The sequence below is a fragment of the Zoogloea sp. JDB1 genome (assembly GCF_056724025.1).
This window is the reverse complement of record NZ_CM161496.1, coordinates 1,315,729-1,331,158: the sequence shown is the minus strand read 5'-3', so window position 1 is coordinate 1,331,158 and position 15,430 is coordinate 1,315,729. Positions and strand designations below refer to the sequence as shown.

General features: G+C 65.1%; 15 protein-coding genes. 12 read left to right on the top strand and 3 right to left on the bottom strand.

Annotated elements, in window-relative coordinates:
* Positions 1-276 precede the first annotated feature (276 nt).
* The 11 genes from AC1PPK_RS05855 (at position 277) to AC1PPK_RS05805 (ending at position 10,596) form a co-directional block, all read left to right on the top strand.
* Positions 277-537, top strand: a complete 261-nt coding sequence (locus AC1PPK_RS05855; RefSeq protein ID WP_481116901.1) for a hypothetical protein — start codon at positions 277-279, stop codon at positions 535-537.
* 172 nt (positions 538-709) lie between these two features.
* Positions 710-1,000, top strand: coding sequence for a YciI family protein (locus tag AC1PPK_RS05850; protein WP_481116900.1), 291 nt, complete (start codon positions 710-712; stop codon positions 998-1,000).
* Positions 1,001-1,125: 125 nt separating this feature from the next.
* Positions 1,126-2,274, top strand: a complete 1,149-nt coding sequence (locus AC1PPK_RS05845) for an ImmA/IrrE family metallo-endopeptidase (protein ID WP_481116899.1) — start codon at positions 1,126-1,128, stop codon at positions 2,272-2,274.
* Between the two features lie 10 nt (positions 2,275-2,284).
* Positions 2,285-2,740, top strand: a complete 456-nt coding sequence (locus AC1PPK_RS05840) for a DUF4411 family protein (RefSeq protein ID WP_481116898.1) — start codon at positions 2,285-2,287, stop codon at positions 2,738-2,740.
* 106 nt (positions 2,741-2,846) lie between these two features.
* On the top strand, positions 2,847-4,145 hold the full coding sequence (locus AC1PPK_RS05835; RefSeq protein ID WP_481116897.1) for a sensor histidine kinase: 1,299 nt from the start codon (positions 2,847-2,849) through the stop codon (positions 4,143-4,145).
* A complete protein-coding gene (locus AC1PPK_RS05830) occupies positions 4,130-5,479 on the top strand; it encodes a sigma-54-dependent transcriptional regulator (protein WP_481116896.1) in 1,350 nt (449 codons plus the stop codon). Before AC1PPK_RS05835 ends, AC1PPK_RS05830 begins: the two co-directional genes overlap by 16 nt.
* Before the next feature lie 166 nt (positions 5,480-5,645).
* Positions 5,646-6,332, top strand: a complete 687-nt coding sequence (locus AC1PPK_RS05825) for a hypothetical protein (RefSeq protein WP_481116895.1) — start codon at positions 5,646-5,648, stop codon at positions 6,330-6,332.
* A gap of 17 nt (positions 6,333-6,349) precedes the next feature.
* Positions 6,350-6,697 (top strand): DMT family protein, encoded by a 348-nt coding sequence (locus AC1PPK_RS05820; protein WP_481116894.1) that lies wholly within the window; start codon positions 6,350-6,352, stop codon positions 6,695-6,697.
* A 9-nt stretch (positions 6,698-6,706) separates the two neighbouring features.
* The gene (locus AC1PPK_RS05815; RefSeq protein WP_481116893.1) at positions 6,707-7,990 is read left to right on the top strand and encodes an MFS transporter; all 1,284 of its coding nucleotides are present in this window, start codon (positions 6,707-6,709) and stop codon (positions 7,988-7,990) included.
* Positions 7,991-8,176: 186 nt separating this feature from the next.
* Positions 8,177-8,872: a hypothetical protein gene (locus AC1PPK_RS05810; protein ID WP_481116892.1), complete on the top strand. Its 696-nt coding sequence runs from the start codon at positions 8,177-8,179 to the stop codon at positions 8,870-8,872.
* Between the two features lie 146 nt (positions 8,873-9,018).
* Positions 9,019-10,596: a methyl-accepting chemotaxis protein gene (locus tag AC1PPK_RS05805; RefSeq protein WP_481116891.1), complete on the top strand. Its 1,578-nt coding sequence runs from the start codon at positions 9,019-9,021 to the stop codon at positions 10,594-10,596.
* A gap of 79 nt (positions 10,597-10,675) precedes the next feature.
* Here the strand turns inward: AC1PPK_RS05805 and AC1PPK_RS05800 are convergent, their stop codons facing one another.
* The 3 genes from AC1PPK_RS05800 to AC1PPK_RS05790 form a co-directional block, all read right to left on the bottom strand.
* Positions 10,676-12,295 (bottom strand): inorganic phosphate transporter, encoded by a 1,620-nt coding sequence (locus tag AC1PPK_RS05800; protein WP_481116890.1) that lies wholly within the window; start codon positions 12,293-12,295, stop codon positions 10,676-10,678.
* A 161-nt stretch (positions 12,296-12,456) separates the two neighbouring features.
* Complete coding sequence (ppk2, locus tag AC1PPK_RS05795; RefSeq protein WP_481116888.1) at positions 12,457-13,380, bottom strand: polyphosphate kinase 2; 924 nt, start codon at positions 13,378-13,380, stop codon at positions 12,457-12,459.
* An 84-nt stretch (positions 13,381-13,464) separates the two neighbouring features.
* Positions 13,465-14,640 (bottom strand): ATP-binding protein, encoded by a 1,176-nt coding sequence (locus AC1PPK_RS05790; RefSeq protein WP_481116887.1) that lies wholly within the window; start codon positions 14,638-14,640, stop codon positions 13,465-13,467.
* Positions 14,641-14,988: 348 nt separating this feature from the next.
* Here AC1PPK_RS05790 and AC1PPK_RS05785 point away from each other — a divergent pair, with 348 nt between their 5' ends.
* Positions 14,989-15,429, top strand: a complete 441-nt coding sequence (locus AC1PPK_RS05785; RefSeq protein ID WP_481116886.1) for an NUDIX hydrolase — start codon at positions 14,989-14,991, stop codon at positions 15,427-15,429.
* Position 15,430: the final 1 nt, after the last annotated feature.

Here is a 15,430-nt window from a genome sequence, read left to right as displayed (position 1 = left end):
CCCGTGGTGCGCCTTGATCAATGGTGGGCCGGGCGGGGAGGCTTCGGCCTGCCGGTCCCTTGGTTCCGGTCTTCCAACCTCGCTTTGGCCCGCCCCCCGTTTGGAAGCGAGGGGCGGAACTGTCCAGCAAACCGAGGAGCATCACACCATGGCATTTCCCGCCCTGGCGTGCGCACGTCCGCACGCATCCGCTTCGCCCCCTCCCCTGCAGCATTTCCCCGACCTCCCGACCACGCTGGGTCGGCCTGTCGTCTTGTTGAACGGGAGGGCGCCGGCATGAGTCACGCACTGAGTTTTCCGGCGCCCGGCGAGGGCCTGTACCGGCTAGCCGACGACGTGGGGCGCATGGCCCTGTTCGACCAGTTGTCGGCGCGCCAGCAGCAGTTGCATGCACTGCTGGCAATGACCTGCGGGGATGCGTGGGAGGTTTTCCGGCAGCAGGCGCCGAGCCAGCAGGAAAACTATCTGTGGGCCTGCAGCATGATCGCGGCGGAGGCGCGGGATCTGATCGAGGCGTTGCAGGCGCGGCCAGAATGAGCACGGTGCCGGCTCTCCTGCTCACCGATCTCTTTCTCGGAAGGTAGTCTGCAAAGTCGATTCCACTCGTGGGTGCATAGGCGGCCCCAAGGGTCCGCCTATGCACCCATGATGCGCTCACCCCCAGCCCCGTGTACGCTCCCACCGACACACACCCTCGGAGTCATCGTCCATGTTCGTCGTGCTGCTGAACTACGTTAAGCCCTTATCCGAAGTCGATCGTTTCGTTGGAGAACATCGCCAGTTCCTGGAGCGCCATTACGCGGCGGGGCATTTCCTGCTCTCCGGGCGCAAGGAGCCGCGTACGGGCGGCGTCATCCTTGCGACCGCAGGATCCCGTGCCGAAGTCGAGCGGATTATCCAGAACGACCCATTTCACCGGGAAAAGATCGCCAGCTACGAGATCGTCGAGTTCCTGCCGTCCATGTCGGCCGAGCACCTTGCCGATCTTGTCGTGCCTTGATTCAAACGCTCCCGAACGTCTGCTTGTCCGGTCTGCAATTAGCGACTTTCCGACCACGCGGGGTGTAGGCATATCAGCCTGTTTGGGCAGTAGGAGGAACATGACATGGCTCATATAATTACCCCATGGAGCGCATCCAATCCATCAACCTGGCCCGTATCGACTGGTGTCTTGCCGACAGCGGCATGACACGGGATGAACTCGCCCGCGAGGTTGATATTGGGCCGGCGATACTGGCGAAGGTGTTCGAGGGAGAAGCGGGGCTGACCTTCAAGCAGTTGCGCAGGCTTGCCTCGCACTTTGGGCGCGGCACCCTGTTCTTTCTTGCACCGGAGCCGGTCAACGAAGCGGCTGCCCATACGCCCCAATTCCGCACACTCGCCAACCAGAAGCCCGAGTTGTCGGCACGCATGAAGTTGCTGATAGAACGAGTGGAGCACCAGCGGGAAATCTATCTCGCCCTGCGGGGCGAGCTTGATCCGGAAGGGGTTGTCCACTTTGCGCCGCCCGATCTGGTCGGGCTCAGCGTTCCTGATACCGCGCGCAGGGTCCGCGATTGGCTCGGACTTGCCGATCGCAACGATTTCAACAGCTACCGTGCGGCCATCGAGGCACGGGGCCTACTGGTGTTCCAGAGCAACGGTTATCACGGTCAGTGGCAGATCGCCAAGGAAAGTCCGGTCCTTGGTTTCTCGCTGTATGACCCGGCGTGCCCGGTGATCCTCGTCAAGAAGCAGGACTCGGATGCGCGCCAGAGTTTCACGCTGATGCATGAGCTGGGCCATCTGCTGCTGCACAAGACCAGTTCAATCGATGACGAAGGCGACCTGCATGCGCGTGCGGGTGTCGAGCAGGAGGCCAATGCCTTTGCGGGCCATCTGCTGGTTCCAGATGCCTTCCTTCTGAGCATCCGGGATTTCGAGCGCCCCGACGACGTGGCCGCATACGACGAATGGCTGGCGCCGCAGCGCCGTCAGTGGGGCGTGAGCGGCGAGGTCATCCTGCGTCGCCTGGTGGATGTTGGCCGGCTTTCAAAGGCGCAGTACGGCGCATACCGGCAATGGTGTGCGACACGTCAATCGCCCCAAAAGACGGGCGGCAGCCGCGAGTATCGCAATCGCGAGCCCAAGCATATTTTTGGCGATGGATATGTACGTACCGTGCTCGATGCCCTCAACGCCCAGCGCATCTCCTTGGCCAAGGCGAGCACCTATCTCGACAACCTGAAGATCAGCGACCTGCACAAGCTTGAACAGCACTATGCAAGCATTTGATGCGTCGTCCATGATCCACGCATGGGATAACTATCCCATCGAGCAGTTTCCAGGGGTGTGGAATTGGATGGCGGATCGGATAGTACGAGGCTTGATCCAGATGTCTGAAGTGGCGGTCGAGGAAGTGGAGCACAAAGTGCCTGAGTGTGCAGCGTGGCTCAAGAACGCCAAACTGCAAAAACTGCCCGTTTCCGAGGCCATATTGCTGGAAGCCATGCGCGTCAAAGCCCTGCTCGGGATTGAGGAAGAGCGTTACGGAAAGGGCGTCGACGAAAACGATCTCATCATCATCGCAACCGCGAAGATGAAAGGATACGAATTGGTGACCAACGAGGCGGTTCAGCTTTCGGGCAACAAGCAAAGACAAAACTGGAAAATCCCGGCGGTCTGCGATATGGACACGGTTCATGTCGCGTGGATCAGTTATCTCAACTACCTCAAGCGAACCGGCGCGACCTTTGGTTGATTCATCAAGGTGGCACGCCTTACCAAGGAAACCTGATCTGTCGCAGCAACCCTCCGTCCGACGCGATCTGCTGATCCTCTGGCTTTCCATCGCTGCGGTTGCGCTTGTGCTGGGGTGGTTGCTGCTGTTGATCGGCCGCCAGAGCGCCGGCCCCCAGATTGCGCGGGCGCGCCAGCTTACCTCGACCAGTTGCCAGGCGCTGCAGGCGGGTGCGGCGCGCATGCGTCAGCAGTTTCCGCCGGCAAACGGTCGGTCCCGTCCCATGGCCCCGGCCGCGGCGCAGGCGGTGCTCGACCTTGCGCTACGCGACCAGCCGGGCATGGAGGGCGGCTTCTGGCGCGCGGATGCGGGGGTGGTGGCCTACGCCTTTCCAACCTATGACGGTACGGGCATCAAGCGCGATCCGCCGAGCGCCGAACTGGAGCGCATAGCCGCCACCGCGCAGCGTGCACAGGATTCCGCAAGCCTCGTGGCGGATGTGCGACCGGGCCTGCGCGAGGCGGTGGCCTTTGCGGCATGCCCCGTGGAAACCGATGACCGGCGCCTGGTGGCGTGGACGCTGATGCGCGTGCCGCTGCTGGCGGCAGACACGGTCAACGCCCTGATCCTGGCGGTGAGCCTGCTGCTGGCACTGGTCGTGGTCTCGGGTGCGTGGCTGGGCTGGATGATTTCGCGCTGGCAGCGTCAGTCGAGCGATCTGCGCAGGCAGCTGGCCCAGTCCGAACGCCTGGCTACGCTGGGACGCGTCTCCGCCGGGCTGGCGCACGAGATCCGCAACCCGTTGGGCACGATGCGCATGAAGGTGGAGAACGCGCTGGCGGCTCCGGCGGAGTTGCGGGAGGCGCGCGTGGAGGGTGCGCTGGATGCCGTGCTGTCCCAGACGGCGCGCCTGGAGACGCTGGTGTCGAGCCTGCTGGCATTGACGCAACCGTTCCGCGCCGAGCGTCAGGCCGTCGATCTGCAGGGCTGGCTGGAGGCGCGGCGCAGCGCCCACGCCGAGGCTGCCCAAAGGCATGGCGTACGGATCACGCTGGCGCTTGAGCCGGAACTGGCCGCCGCCGCAAAAGGACTCGCGCTGTTCGATCCGGTACAAATGGCGCGCGTCTTCGACAACCTGCTGCTCAACGCGCTGGCGCACACGGGAGAAGGCGGCGAGATCGAGCTCGGCGCCAATCGCACGCGCCGCGGCGCCCTGCTGCTGTGGGTGGCCGACGATGGTTGCGGCATACCGGCCGAGCTGCGCGATACGCTGTTCGAGCCTTTCGCCACGTCCCGCGCAGGCGGCACCGGCCTGGGGCTGGCGCTGGTGCGCGAGATCGTACAGGGCCATGGCGGGAAGGTTGCACTGGCCGAGGCGGCCAGGGGAACACGCATTGAAATGGAGCTGCCGTGGCCCGAATCCTGATCGTTGACGATGACGCGGCGTTTCGCGACAGTCTGGCAGAAATGCTGCAGGACCTGGGCCACGAAGTGCTGCAGGCAGAAACCACCGACGCGGGCCTGCACAGGCTGCGCACCGAGGCGGTGGATGCCGCCATCGTCGACCTGCGGCTGCCGGGAGAGGATGGCCTGGCATTCCTGCGCCGGGCGGCGCACATCTCGCAGGTGCCCTGCATCATGCTCACGGCTTACGCGAGCGGCGGCAATACCATCGAGGCGATGCGCCTTGGGGCCTTCGACCATCTGACCAAGCCGGTGGCCAGGGCGACCCTGGTCGAAACGCTCGGGCGTGCCCTGCGACAGGAGGCCAATGCCCCGGACCGGCATCAGGAGGCTGGCGCCGCGCCTGTCGCACAAGAGCCCGCGGACAGCAGCGAACTAGTCAGCAGCAGCGAAGCGATGCGCCAGGTTTTCAAGCGCATCGGGCTGGCGGCGGACAGCGAGGCCACGGTGTTGATCCTCGGCGAGACGGGGACGGGCAAGGAACTGGTGGCACGCGCTCTGCACCGCAACAGCGGCAGAGCGGCAAGGCCCTTCGTCGCGGTGAACTGCGCGGCGATTCCCGCCGAGCTGATGGAGAGCGAGCTGTTCGGCCACGTCAAAGGGGCATTCACGGGCGCCGTCAGTGAGCGCATCGGGCGCTTTCGCGAGGCCGATGGCGGTACCCTGTTCCTCGACGAGATCGGCGACATGCCGCTGTCCACACAGGCGAAGATCCTGCGGGTGTTGCAGGAACGCGAGATCACCCCCGTCGGTACCAACCGCGCCCAGCCGGTGGATGTGCGCATCGTCGCGGCAACGCACCGGGATCTGCCCACGGCGGTCAAGGAGGGGCGCTTCCGGGAAGACCTGTGGTATCGCCTGCAGGTGGTGCCGCTGTGGCTGCCACCGCTGCGCGAGCGCCTGGGCGATGTGCTGCCGCTGGCAGAACATTTTCTGCGCCTGCTGGGCGGCGACGCGCCCAAGCGGCTGAGCGCGGCGGCGGCCCGGCTGCTGCTGGCCCACCCCTGGCCCGGCAACGTGCGCGAACTGCGCAATGCCATGGAACGTGCAGCCATCCTCAGCCACGGCGCCGTCATCGATGTGGAACATATCGGCCTGCAGACGCCCTCGGTACCCGCCCCGGGCCTGGACATCGACTGGAACGGCCCGATGGAACGGGCCGTCGCCCGCGTGGAACGGGAAATGATCGTGCGGGCCCTGGCGGCAACGGCCGGCAACCGCGCGGAGGCGGCGCGGCGCCTCGGTCTGTCGCGCCAGCAGCTCTACCGCAAGCTGGCCGAGTTCAAGCTCGATTGAATCCGCCGCACGGAGGCCGGTGTCCGCTCCGGTGACACCCTGATGTCGCCGGAGCGGACACCGGATGCCATCGCGCGATTTCAAACCGTTGATTTAATTAAGACTCTCTTTGGCATGGTGTTTGCGCTACGGGTTGGGTGCTTTCCCCAACCCAAGGAGCTTCTCCATGTCCGCACATTTCACCGCCACGTCCGTCGCGCTGGCGTTGGGCCTGTGCAACCCGAGCGCACATGCCGTGCCGCCCGGCCCGGCCCCCGATCTGCCCCCGCCACCGCATCAGCGGCTCGAGGCCCCTGCTCCGGCAGGCCAGTACGCCGTGGAAGGCCAGGTCCAGCGGATGCTCATCAATCCCTATGGTGAGGTTGACGGACTGCGCCTGAGCGACGGAACGATTGCCAAGTTCCCGCCGCATCTGGCCGATGCACTCACGGCGACGGTCAAGGTCGGCGATGCCGTCCGGATCATCGGACGGGCGGAAGCGGGAGGCACGCTCAGAGCTGACGCCATTGTTCACACCGGCAGCGGGCGTGCCCTGTACGACCAGCCACCGCCGGTTGGCGCGGGCCGGGCCCTGCCGCCACACCTGCGCGCCCAGCGACTGCAGCCCCAGCAGGTGGAGGGCCGCGTGGAGACGGTGCTCACCGGGCCGCGGGGAGAGGCCAACGGCGTCATTCTGAGCGACGGCAGCATCGTTCGCTTCCCGCCTGAAAGCCTGCATCTTTCGGTGCGGGCGGGTGCGCCGTTCGCGGCGTCCGGACTTGGCACGCGCAATGCGTTCGGCACATCCCTGGAAGCCGTGAGCATGGGCTCCACGCTGTCCGCTCTGCAACCGCTCTACGACCGCGCACCGTAAATACTGGAATCCCCCCGATGTCCCCCAAGGTCTTACCCATCGCCCTTCTTCTCGTCTCCAACGCCTTCATGACGTTTGCGTGGTACGGCCACCTGAAATTCGGAGAACGCCCTCTTTACCTGGCGATCCTGGTGAGCTGGCTGATCGCCCTGGCGGAATACTGCTTTGCGGTTCCCGCCAACCGGATCGGTCACGCCATCTACAGCGCCGCAGAGCTCAAGACGATGCAGGAGGTCATCACGCTGGTTGTTTTTGCGGTCTTTTCCGTCGTCTATCTCGGTGAGCGGCTCACGCTCAACCATCTGGTGGGCTTTGGTTTCATCTGCCTCGGCGCGTTCTTCGTCTTCAAAGGCCCGTTGAACTAGGAACCGGTGATGGCCATGCTCTCGACACACGCCAGTTCGCGAAACTGGCTTTGCGGGCTGAACTTCTTCCTGGCCGACGTCCGTGACGGTCTGGGGCCTTTTCTCGGTGTGCTTCTGGCCAGCCAGGGCTGGCGGGCCGATGAGATTGGCTATGTGATGGCCATAGGCGGCGTCGCAGGCATGGTGGCGACCACGCCGATGGGGGCCTGGGTCGATGCGTCGCGCCACAAGCGGCTTTTGCTGGCGAGTGGCGCCATCGTGCTCACGCTCGCCACCGCAGCGTTATGGACGGCGCCGTCGTTCGAGGTCGCGGCCGCATCCCAGGTGGTGACCGGTGCCGTGGGCGCCTTGATGGGGGCCGCCATCACGGGTATCACCCTGGGCATCGTTGATCGACGAGATCTGTCCCTGCAGTTGGGCATCAACGAGGCCTGGAACCATGCCGGCAACCTGGTCGCAGCCGGTTTGGCCGGGCTGGCAGGCTACCGCTGGGGGCTGTCGGCCGTATTCGTTCTGATGGTGGTGATGGCCTGCGCGGCGCTCATCTGCTTGTGGATGATCCATCCGCAGGACATCGATCACGAGCGTGCTCGTGGCGGTGATCCGGCACCCAGCCCGCCAATACAAGATTGCAGCGCCCCGCCGTCCATCCGGTGGGTACTGACGGACTCGCACGAACTGGGCCTTCTCGCGATCACCATGCTGCTGTTCCACCTGGGTAATGCCGCGATGCTGCCCTTGTTTGCGCAATCGGTGGTCACGCGTGGGCTGGCGGAGCCCAGCATTTTCACGGCATCGACCGTCATCGTGGCCCAACTGGTCATGATTCCCGCGGCCCTTTGGGCCGGCTGGCATGCCAGCCGGCGCGGATACCGGACGCTAATCATTACCGCCCTGCTGGCTTTGACCTTTCGGGGACTGATCGCCGGTTGCTGGGAATCCCCGTGGGCACTGATTCCGGTTCAGGCCCTCGACGGAATCGGAGCAGGTCTGCTGGGGGTCGCCTTGCCTGGACTTGTTGCTTCCATCCTGCAGGGCACCGGGAGCGTCAATGCCGGGCTCGGCGCCGTGATGGCAATCCAGGGCGCGGGGGCAGCCATGAGTCCGGCACTCGCGGGCTGGATCGCACATCGTTTCGGCTATAGCGCGGCCTTCGTCGTCCTGGGCATCGTTGCCGCAACCGGGCTGCTCATCTATCTCTCCGGCATTCTTTCCAAAGTGCATCCGGAGAACCTGGAAAGCCTCTTTGCAGGGCCCGGGGACGCTTTGCTCGAAGAGGTCGAGAAACCGTAACCAGTGCACCACCGATGCAGAGCAGCAGCGACGGCATGAGCCGCGGGAACGGCCCGGTGCCCTGGTCGCGGCGGCCAATGATCGTCACCGCGACGGATTGATGCAGGTGTAGGGCGCGAACATCGCCCCGGAGATCAGGGGAAATCGAGAAATATCGACGCCATGTCTGCCCAATAGAATGGCCCGATGAAATCCGGTGCCTGGGCCTTGGCGGCCTTGATCTTTCCATCCTGCGTCTTCGCCGCCCGTCCGTTCGTCACGGACGATGCGCGCTTGACGACAGATGGCAGTTGCCAGTTCGAGAGCTGGACGCGCGTCTATCAGCACAGCCGGGAGGTCTGGGCGCTGCCGGCCTGCAATCCGACCGGCAATTTCGAATTCACCTTTGGCGGCGGGCGGGCCCGATACGACGGCGAATCGCCGACGCGGGATTTCGTCTTCCAGGCCAAGACCTTGTTCCGCCCGCTGGAAACCAACGACTGGGGCTGGGGCCTGGCGGCGGGCACCATCCGACATCCGGAAATCGCCCCCGGCCCGAACCTGCTCGGCAACACCTACGCCTATATCCCGGTATCCATTTCCTTCAATGACGACCAGCTCGTCGTCCATACCAACCTGGGCTGGCTGAAGGATCGGGCTTCCGGGCGCAACAGCGCGTCGTGGGGAATAGGCGGCGAGTTCCACCTGTACGCCAGGCTGCTCGGTATCGCCGAGACCTACGGCGACAACCATGGCATGTCCTATGGGCAGCTGGGGGTCCGCTATTCGGTGATTCCCGATCTGTTCCAGGTCGATGCCACCGCCGGACAGCAGCTGGCCGGACCCGCCAAGAGCCACTGGCTGTCCTTCGGCATCCGCTACACCCCCGACAGATTGTTCTGAACGCGCGCTGCCGGTTGGCGCGGGACGGGTTCGGTAAGGAAGGACGCCGTTTGCCAACCTTCGGGCCACCCTCCCCGAATTGGGTCCATACTCACTTAACATTCCTGGCGATCGTTTCCTCTTTCCTTGCTTCAGGGAGGCTATTCATGAACATACGCAACAAACTCAGGGCCCTTGGTGCTGTTACGGCAACCGGCCTGCTCATCATTGCTGCTGCCACCGTCTGGGGGCTGAACGCCATCCGGAGCGTCGAGGACACGGCCCATCGGCGCGAGAGCTACGTGGCCGACCTGCTTGAAGTGAAGGCCAGTGCGGCAATGACGGTCATGCTCGATCCGGCGCAGCCTCAGGCGAAGGAGATCTTCGCTGCCTCGGCACAGAGCATCGAGCGGAACGGCCAGCGCGCGGTGACCGCCATCCGTCGGGCCGAGGTCCGCGAGGCTTTAGCCGGGATACTGAAACACTGGGAGCAGTATCGGGACAGCTCGCTCACGCTGCTCGCCACGGCGGCAAACGATCCGAAGGCCGCCAACGAGACGCTCGCGCGGATCTACAGCCAGCAGTTCAAGCCTTTCCAGACTGAGCTGGACGGCTTCATCGCCCAGCGGCGGGAGGAGTCGGCCCAGGGCGTGGCAGCGGCGCGGACGGTGTCGTCCGAGGTGTTCTGGATCGTCGTCGGCTTGCTGGCGGTAGGCATCACGCTCACCACGCTGGCGATTCTCGCCGTGTCCGTGTCGCTGCAGTCCAGCTTGAAAGGGATGCTGCAACAGCTGGTGCCGCTGAGCCAGGGCGACCTGACGCAGCGCCTGCCCAACAAGGGCCAGGACGAACTGGACGAGGTGGCGGACAAGGTCAATGCCTTCGTCGCCGAGCTGCAGTCCATCGTGCAGCGCACGCGGGACCGTTCGCAGCAGCTTTCCGGTGCGGCGGAGCACTTGAGTTCGGCCGCCAACGGCGTTCTGCAGGCCACCAGCCAGCAGAACGACGCCACCTCGTCGGTGGCCGCGTCGGTGGAGGAATTCTCGGTGAGCATCGACCAGGTGGCGGACAACGCCAGCCAGGCCGAACAGCGGGCCCAGCAGGCGGGGGCGCTGTCGCGCCAGGGCGGCGAGGACGTCCTTAAGGCCGTCGCCGACATTCAGCGGGTCGCTCAGGTGGTGAACGACGCCACCGGCCAGATGCAGGCCCTCGGGCAGCAAGCGCAGGACATCAGCAGCATCGTGCAGGTGATCAAGGAGGTGGCGGACCAGACCAACCTGCTGGCGCTCAACGCCGCCATCGAGGCGGCCCGCGCGGGCGAGCAGGGGCGCGGCTTCGCCGTCGTGGCCGACGAGGTGCGCAAGCTGGCGGAGCGGACGGCCAGCTCGGCCCAGGACATCACCGCCAAGGTGGCATCCGTGCAGCACAGGACGGGCGCGGCATCGGCGGTGATGCAGACGGGCAACGAGTCCGTGACCGACAGCGTGCGCCAGATCGAGGCGGCGGGCTCGTCGATGCAGCAGATCAGCGACGGCTCGGCCGGCGTGCTGGGGGCGGTCACCGACATTTCGACGGCGCTGCGGGAGCAGCGCATCGCCGGCGCGGAGATCGCCAGGAACGTGGAGCGCATCGCCCAGATGACCGACGCCAGCCGCGCATCGGCGTCGGACGTGTCCTCGTCGGCCGCGCAACTGGAGCGGCTGGCCCACGATCTGCAGGCCGAAGTGGCGCGCTTCCGGGTCTGAAAGCCCCTCACCGACGAAAAAACCCTGCCCGGCCGAAAGGCCCGGGCAGGGACAACGCAACGCAAGAAACCAGTGCGCTTCAGAAGATCTGCACGAACAGCCAGTACAGGCTGCCCGACAGGATGATCGCCGCCGGCAGCGTGAGGACCCAGGCCATCAGCAGGTTGCGGACGGTGGACATCTGCAGGCCGGAGCGGTTGGCCGCCATCGAGCCGGCCACGCCGGAAGAGAGAACGTGGGTGGTGGATACCGGCAGGCCGAACATGTCGGCGGCGCCGATGGTGCCCATGGCCACCAGCTCGGCGGACGCACCCTGGGCGTAGGTGAGGTGGGTCTTGCCGATCTTCTCGCCGACGGTCACCACGATGCGCTTCCAGCCGATCATGGTGCCCAGGCCGAGGGCGATGGCCACCGCCACCTTGACCCACAGGGGGATGAACTTGGTGGCCGCGTCGAGCTCCTTCTTGAACGCCTTCAGGTTGGTGCGCGTGTCGTCGTCAAGCTTGACCGCCTCGCTCTTCTCGATGAAGCGGATCGCTTCGGAGGCCAGGTACATGTCGTTGCGCACGTTGGCCACGGAGTCGGCCGGCAGCTTGGCGAGGGAGTCGGACTGCTTCACCTGTTCCTCGATGGCGCCGCTCAGCGCGGCCAGGGCCGGCAGCACCTCGGGCGTGAGGTTCTTGCTGCGGATGTAGTCCGACAGCACGTCGCGGGGCGTTGCCGGCGGCGCCATCGGGGCGGCCTTGACCAGGGCTTCCTGGGTGACGTGGGCGACGGCGGCGAACTGGGTGACTTCGCTGGCCGGCATGGCACGGTTCAGTGCGTAGGACAGCGGCACGGTGCCGACCAGGATCAGCATGATCAGGCCCATGCCCTTCTGGCCGTCGTTGGAGCCGTGGGCAAACGAGACGCCGGTGCAGGTGAGGATCAGGATGCCACGGACCCACCAGGGCGGCGGGGTTTCGCCCTTCGGCTCGTCGTACAGTTCGCGGTTCTTGACGAGGCTGCGCAGCACCAGCAGCAGGATCGCCGCGCAGCAGAAGCCGACCAGCGGGGAGAGCAGCAGGGAGTAGCCGACCTTGGTGGCCTGGGCCCAGTCGACGCCGCTGGTGCCGTCACGGCCGTGCATCAGCGCGTTGGCCACGCCGACGCCGATGATCGAGCCGATCAGGGTGTGGGACGACGAAGCCGGCAGGCCGAACCACCAGGTGCCGAGGTTCCAGATGATGGCGGCAATGAGCAGCGCGAAGACCATCGCGAAGCCGGCGCTGGAGCCGACCTGCAGGATCAACTCGACCGGCAGCAGGGAGATGATGCCGAAGGCCACCGTGCCGCTGGACACCAGCACGCCGAGAAAATTGAAGACGCCGGACCACACCACCGCGAAATGGGGCGGCAGCGAGTGGGTGTAGATGACGGTGGCCACCGCGTTGGCGGTGTCGTGGAAGCCATTGACGAATTCGAAACCGAGGGCGATCAACAGCGCGACGCCGAGCAGCAGGTAGGGCAGCAGGGAGCCCATCGGCGTGCTCGACTCGGCGATGTCGGCGAAGACGCTGTAGCCGGTGAACAGCAGGCCACCGAAGATGAAGACCAGGAACAGCGCGCGGCTGCGCGGCCCGCTGCCGCGGTCCAGGTTGGGTTTGGATGCGGCACGCAACGCATCGGGCGTAGCGGCCATGTCAGTGCTGGGGTTCATGCGGTTATTACCTGTTGATGGGGGTCGCCGCATTGTCATCGCCACTCATGACGATTCAATGATGAGCGCATGGCATGTCATGGTGTCGATTGCAACAAATGGCAAACCGGCCCGGCGGCCCCAGCCCCGCAACGGGCCCCCCGTGGGTAGGTAAGCGGCGCTCAGCCGAAGTAATCGGGCACCATCATGTCGTCGGACACCGCATGACGGACGTAGTCCGGGTGGCGCACCCGCGCCGGCAGATCGACCGGCGGGCGGATCACTTCCTCGTAGGGCATCTGGTCGAGCAGGTGCTGGATGCAGTTGAGGCGGGCGGCCTTCTTGTCGTCGGCGTGGACGATCCACCAGGGGGCTTCCGGAATGTGGGTGCGCTCCAGCATCACTTCCTTGGCCTCGGTGTATTTCTCCCAGCGGGCGCGAGACTCCAGGTCCATGGGGCTGAGCTTCCACTGCTTGAGGGGGTCATGGATGCGTGACAGAAAGCGGAAGTGCTGCTCCTCGTCGGTGATGGAGAACCAGTACTTGATGAGCTGGATGCCCGAGCGCACGAGCATGCGCTCGAACTCCGGCACCGAGCGGAAGAACTCTTCGTACTCGTCGTCGGAACAGAAACCCATCACTCGCTCCACGCCGGCCCGGTTGTACCAGCTGCGGTCGAAGAGGACCATCTCACCAGCCGCCGGCAGGTGGTACGCGTAACGCTGGAAGTACCACTGGGTGCGCTCCCGGTCGTTCGGCGCCGGCAGGGCCACCACGCGGCACACGCGGGGGTTGAGGCGCTGGGTGATGCGCTTGATGACGCCGCCCTTGCCGGCCGCATCGCGGCCTTCGAAGAGGATCACCACCCGCCGCTTGTTGGTCGCCACCCAGTCCTGCAGCTTGACGAGCTCGCCCTGCAGGCGGAGCAATTCCTTGAAGTAGCGCTGGCGCCGCAGCTTGTCCTCGTCGGACGCCGGCCGGCTCTCCCCCGCCCCGATGGCGTCGAAGCGGGCGTCGTCCATTTCGAGTTCCAGTTCCTCGTCGTAGCTGTCCAGCAATTCCCGCTCGAGGCGGCGATGAAGATCGCGGATGTCGTCGTTGTCCATGGGTGCTCTCTCTGTCTGGTTGTCGATGCAGATTCGAGCGGAAGCGTGCAGCACGCGTGTTACAGCAAGGGGCCGGCAGGTATTTCAGGCGCGGGGAAAATGGAGCGAGAAACACGCCCCGCCCGCCGGCAGGTTGCGGGCCGTAATGCTGCCGCCGTGCAGGTTCATGATCTCGCGGGAGATGGACAGCCCGAGACCGACGCCCCCTGCCCCGATCTGCGTCCGGCTCGACAGGTTGAAACTCTCGAAGATGCTCTCCATCTCGTCGTCGGGAATCCCCGGCCCCTGGTCGATGACGTCGAGGCGATAGCCGACCGCAGGCTCCGCGGTGCCGCTGTACTCGACGGCCAGACGGAGGACGATTTCCGAGTTGAGTGGCGAGAACTTCAGCGCATTGCCCAGCACATTGGTGAGCACCTGGCCGATGCGCTGGGCATCGGCGCGCAACGGGGTCGGAGCCTCGGGCCGGTCGACACGGACAACGATGTTGCGGTGCCCTGCCGTGTCGGCAAAGGTGTCCCGGACAGTAGCCAGCAACTCGCCGAGATCGGTGTAGCCGAGATCCAGCACGATGCGCCCGGTATCGAGCCGGGACAGGCTGAGCAGGTCGTCCACGAGCAGCGACAGCGTGACCGTGCTTTCATGGATACGGGCGAAGAAGCTGCCGAGCCTGGGCCGGGCGGCATCGGAATGCCGCTGGGTGCCCAACTGGGAGAAGGCCATGATGGCGTGCAGCGGCGTGCGCAGCTCATGGGACATCCGCGTCAGGAAATCGCTCTTGGCCCGGTTTGCGCGCTCGGCCTCCTGCTTGGCCAGCCGCAGGTCGCGGGTCCGCTCCTCGATCATCGCGAACAGGCGGTCGCGGTGTTGCCGCAGCTCATCGGCGGCGCGGCGCTCGTGCTGGCGCAGCGCGGCAAGCACGTCGCTGGTGAAGCCGACGCCCTGCAGTTTGCCGTCGCAGACGATGACGAAGCTCTCCGGCAGGCCGCCCGGCACGTCACCGACCAGGCGGTCGGCGATCTCGTGGATCCGCATTGCGGCGTCGATGCGCACCGGTGCGTCGTCCATGACCTTGGTACAGCGTTTCTTGCCGTAAACCTCCCAGTGGAAACGGCCGGCGATCTGCACCATGAAGCTCTGCCGGTTGATCAGCCCGACCAGGAGACCGTCGGCCAGCACCGGCAGACACTGGATCTGCGGCGCGGCCTCGAAGATCTCGAAGACTTCCGAATTGCGGGTGCCGGCATCGATGAAACGCACTGCATGGCACAGGTCAGCCGCGTTACACGCCAGTGTGTCCCCATCCTGCGCGGGGGACGCTTTGCCGGAATAAGCGCTTTTATTGGCCACGATGAACGACGTGATAAGACAAGGAGGGAGATGGCGCGCTGCTGGCGGACGCTGACAGGGCCTGGTTGGGCCTCAACGGGTTGGCTATCCATGGACAATCAAGGCTAACCCACTTTGGTGACAGGAAATTTGCAGGCTAATATCGGCCCCAGCGTGAGTATTGCAACGCGGTGACGCAAAACCGTCACATTAAGGAAACCCTACTTCGTTATAAGATATTCGTATCACCCTGGATCCATCAGCGAAGCCCCGACAGTCATGGCAAAAGACCGCGTGAAGCCCTCGCCCGCCAAAACCGGCGCCTGGGCCATCATCCAGTGCATCGAGACGGGCAAGTTCCTGCTCGGCAAGCGTTCCGAAGTCGTCAACAACTCTGGGCTGTGGAATTTCTTCGGGGGTCGTGTCGATCGCGGCGAGGCACCGCGCAAGGCGCTGATGCGCGAGCTGGTGGAGGAAACCGGCCTGCGCGTAAAGGAAAAGCAGCTGATCAAGCTCGGCCGCGTATCGTCCATCAGCGGCAACGTGGCCGACCGGGACATGCACTACTACCTGCTGCGCGTCAGCCAGGAAATCGCTCCGCGCCTGAACCGCGAGCATTCCAACTTCCGCTGGTTCAAGCGCAGCAGCCTGCCCGAAAAATTCAACCGGCCGACCACCACGGCGATCAAGCGCGGTCTGCTCAAGAAACTTGAGCACTGAG

Bases quoted from the DNA above. Each gene is read 5' to 3' on its own strand.
- ppk2 (WP_481116888.1), bottom strand. From the start codon at position 13,380: ATGGACAACGACGACATCCGCGATCTTCATCGCCGCCTCGAGCGGGAA.
- AC1PPK_RS05800 (WP_481116890.1), bottom strand. From the start codon at position 12,295: ATGAACCCCAGCACTGACATGGCCGCTACGCCCGATGCGTTGCGTGCC.
- AC1PPK_RS05805 (WP_481116891.1), top strand. From the start codon at position 9,019: ATGAACATACGCAACAAACTCAGGGCCCTTGGTGCTGTTACGGCAACC.
- AC1PPK_RS05785 (WP_481116886.1), top strand. From the start codon at position 14,989: ATGGCAAAAGACCGCGTGAAGCCCTCGCCCGCCAAAACCGGCGCCTGG.
- AC1PPK_RS05820 (WP_481116894.1), top strand. From the start codon at position 6,350: ATGTCCCCCAAGGTCTTACCCATCGCCCTTCTTCTCGTCTCCAACGCC.
- AC1PPK_RS05845 (WP_481116899.1), top strand. From the start codon at position 1,126: ATGGAGCGCATCCAATCCATCAACCTGGCCCGTATCGACTGGTGTCTT.
- AC1PPK_RS05825 (WP_481116895.1), top strand. From the start codon at position 5,646: ATGTCCGCACATTTCACCGCCACGTCCGTCGCGCTGGCGTTGGGCCTG.
- AC1PPK_RS05810 (WP_481116892.1), top strand. From the start codon at position 8,177: ATGAAATCCGGTGCCTGGGCCTTGGCGGCCTTGATCTTTCCATCCTGC.
- AC1PPK_RS05850 (WP_481116900.1), top strand. From the start codon at position 710: ATGTTCGTCGTGCTGCTGAACTACGTTAAGCCCTTATCCGAAGTCGAT.
- AC1PPK_RS05840 (WP_481116898.1), top strand. From the start codon at position 2,285: ATGATCCACGCATGGGATAACTATCCCATCGAGCAGTTTCCAGGGGTG.
- AC1PPK_RS05855 (WP_481116901.1), top strand. From the start codon at position 277: ATGAGTCACGCACTGAGTTTTCCGGCGCCCGGCGAGGGCCTGTACCGG.
- AC1PPK_RS05815 (WP_481116893.1), top strand. From the start codon at position 6,707: ATGGCCATGCTCTCGACACACGCCAGTTCGCGAAACTGGCTTTGCGGG.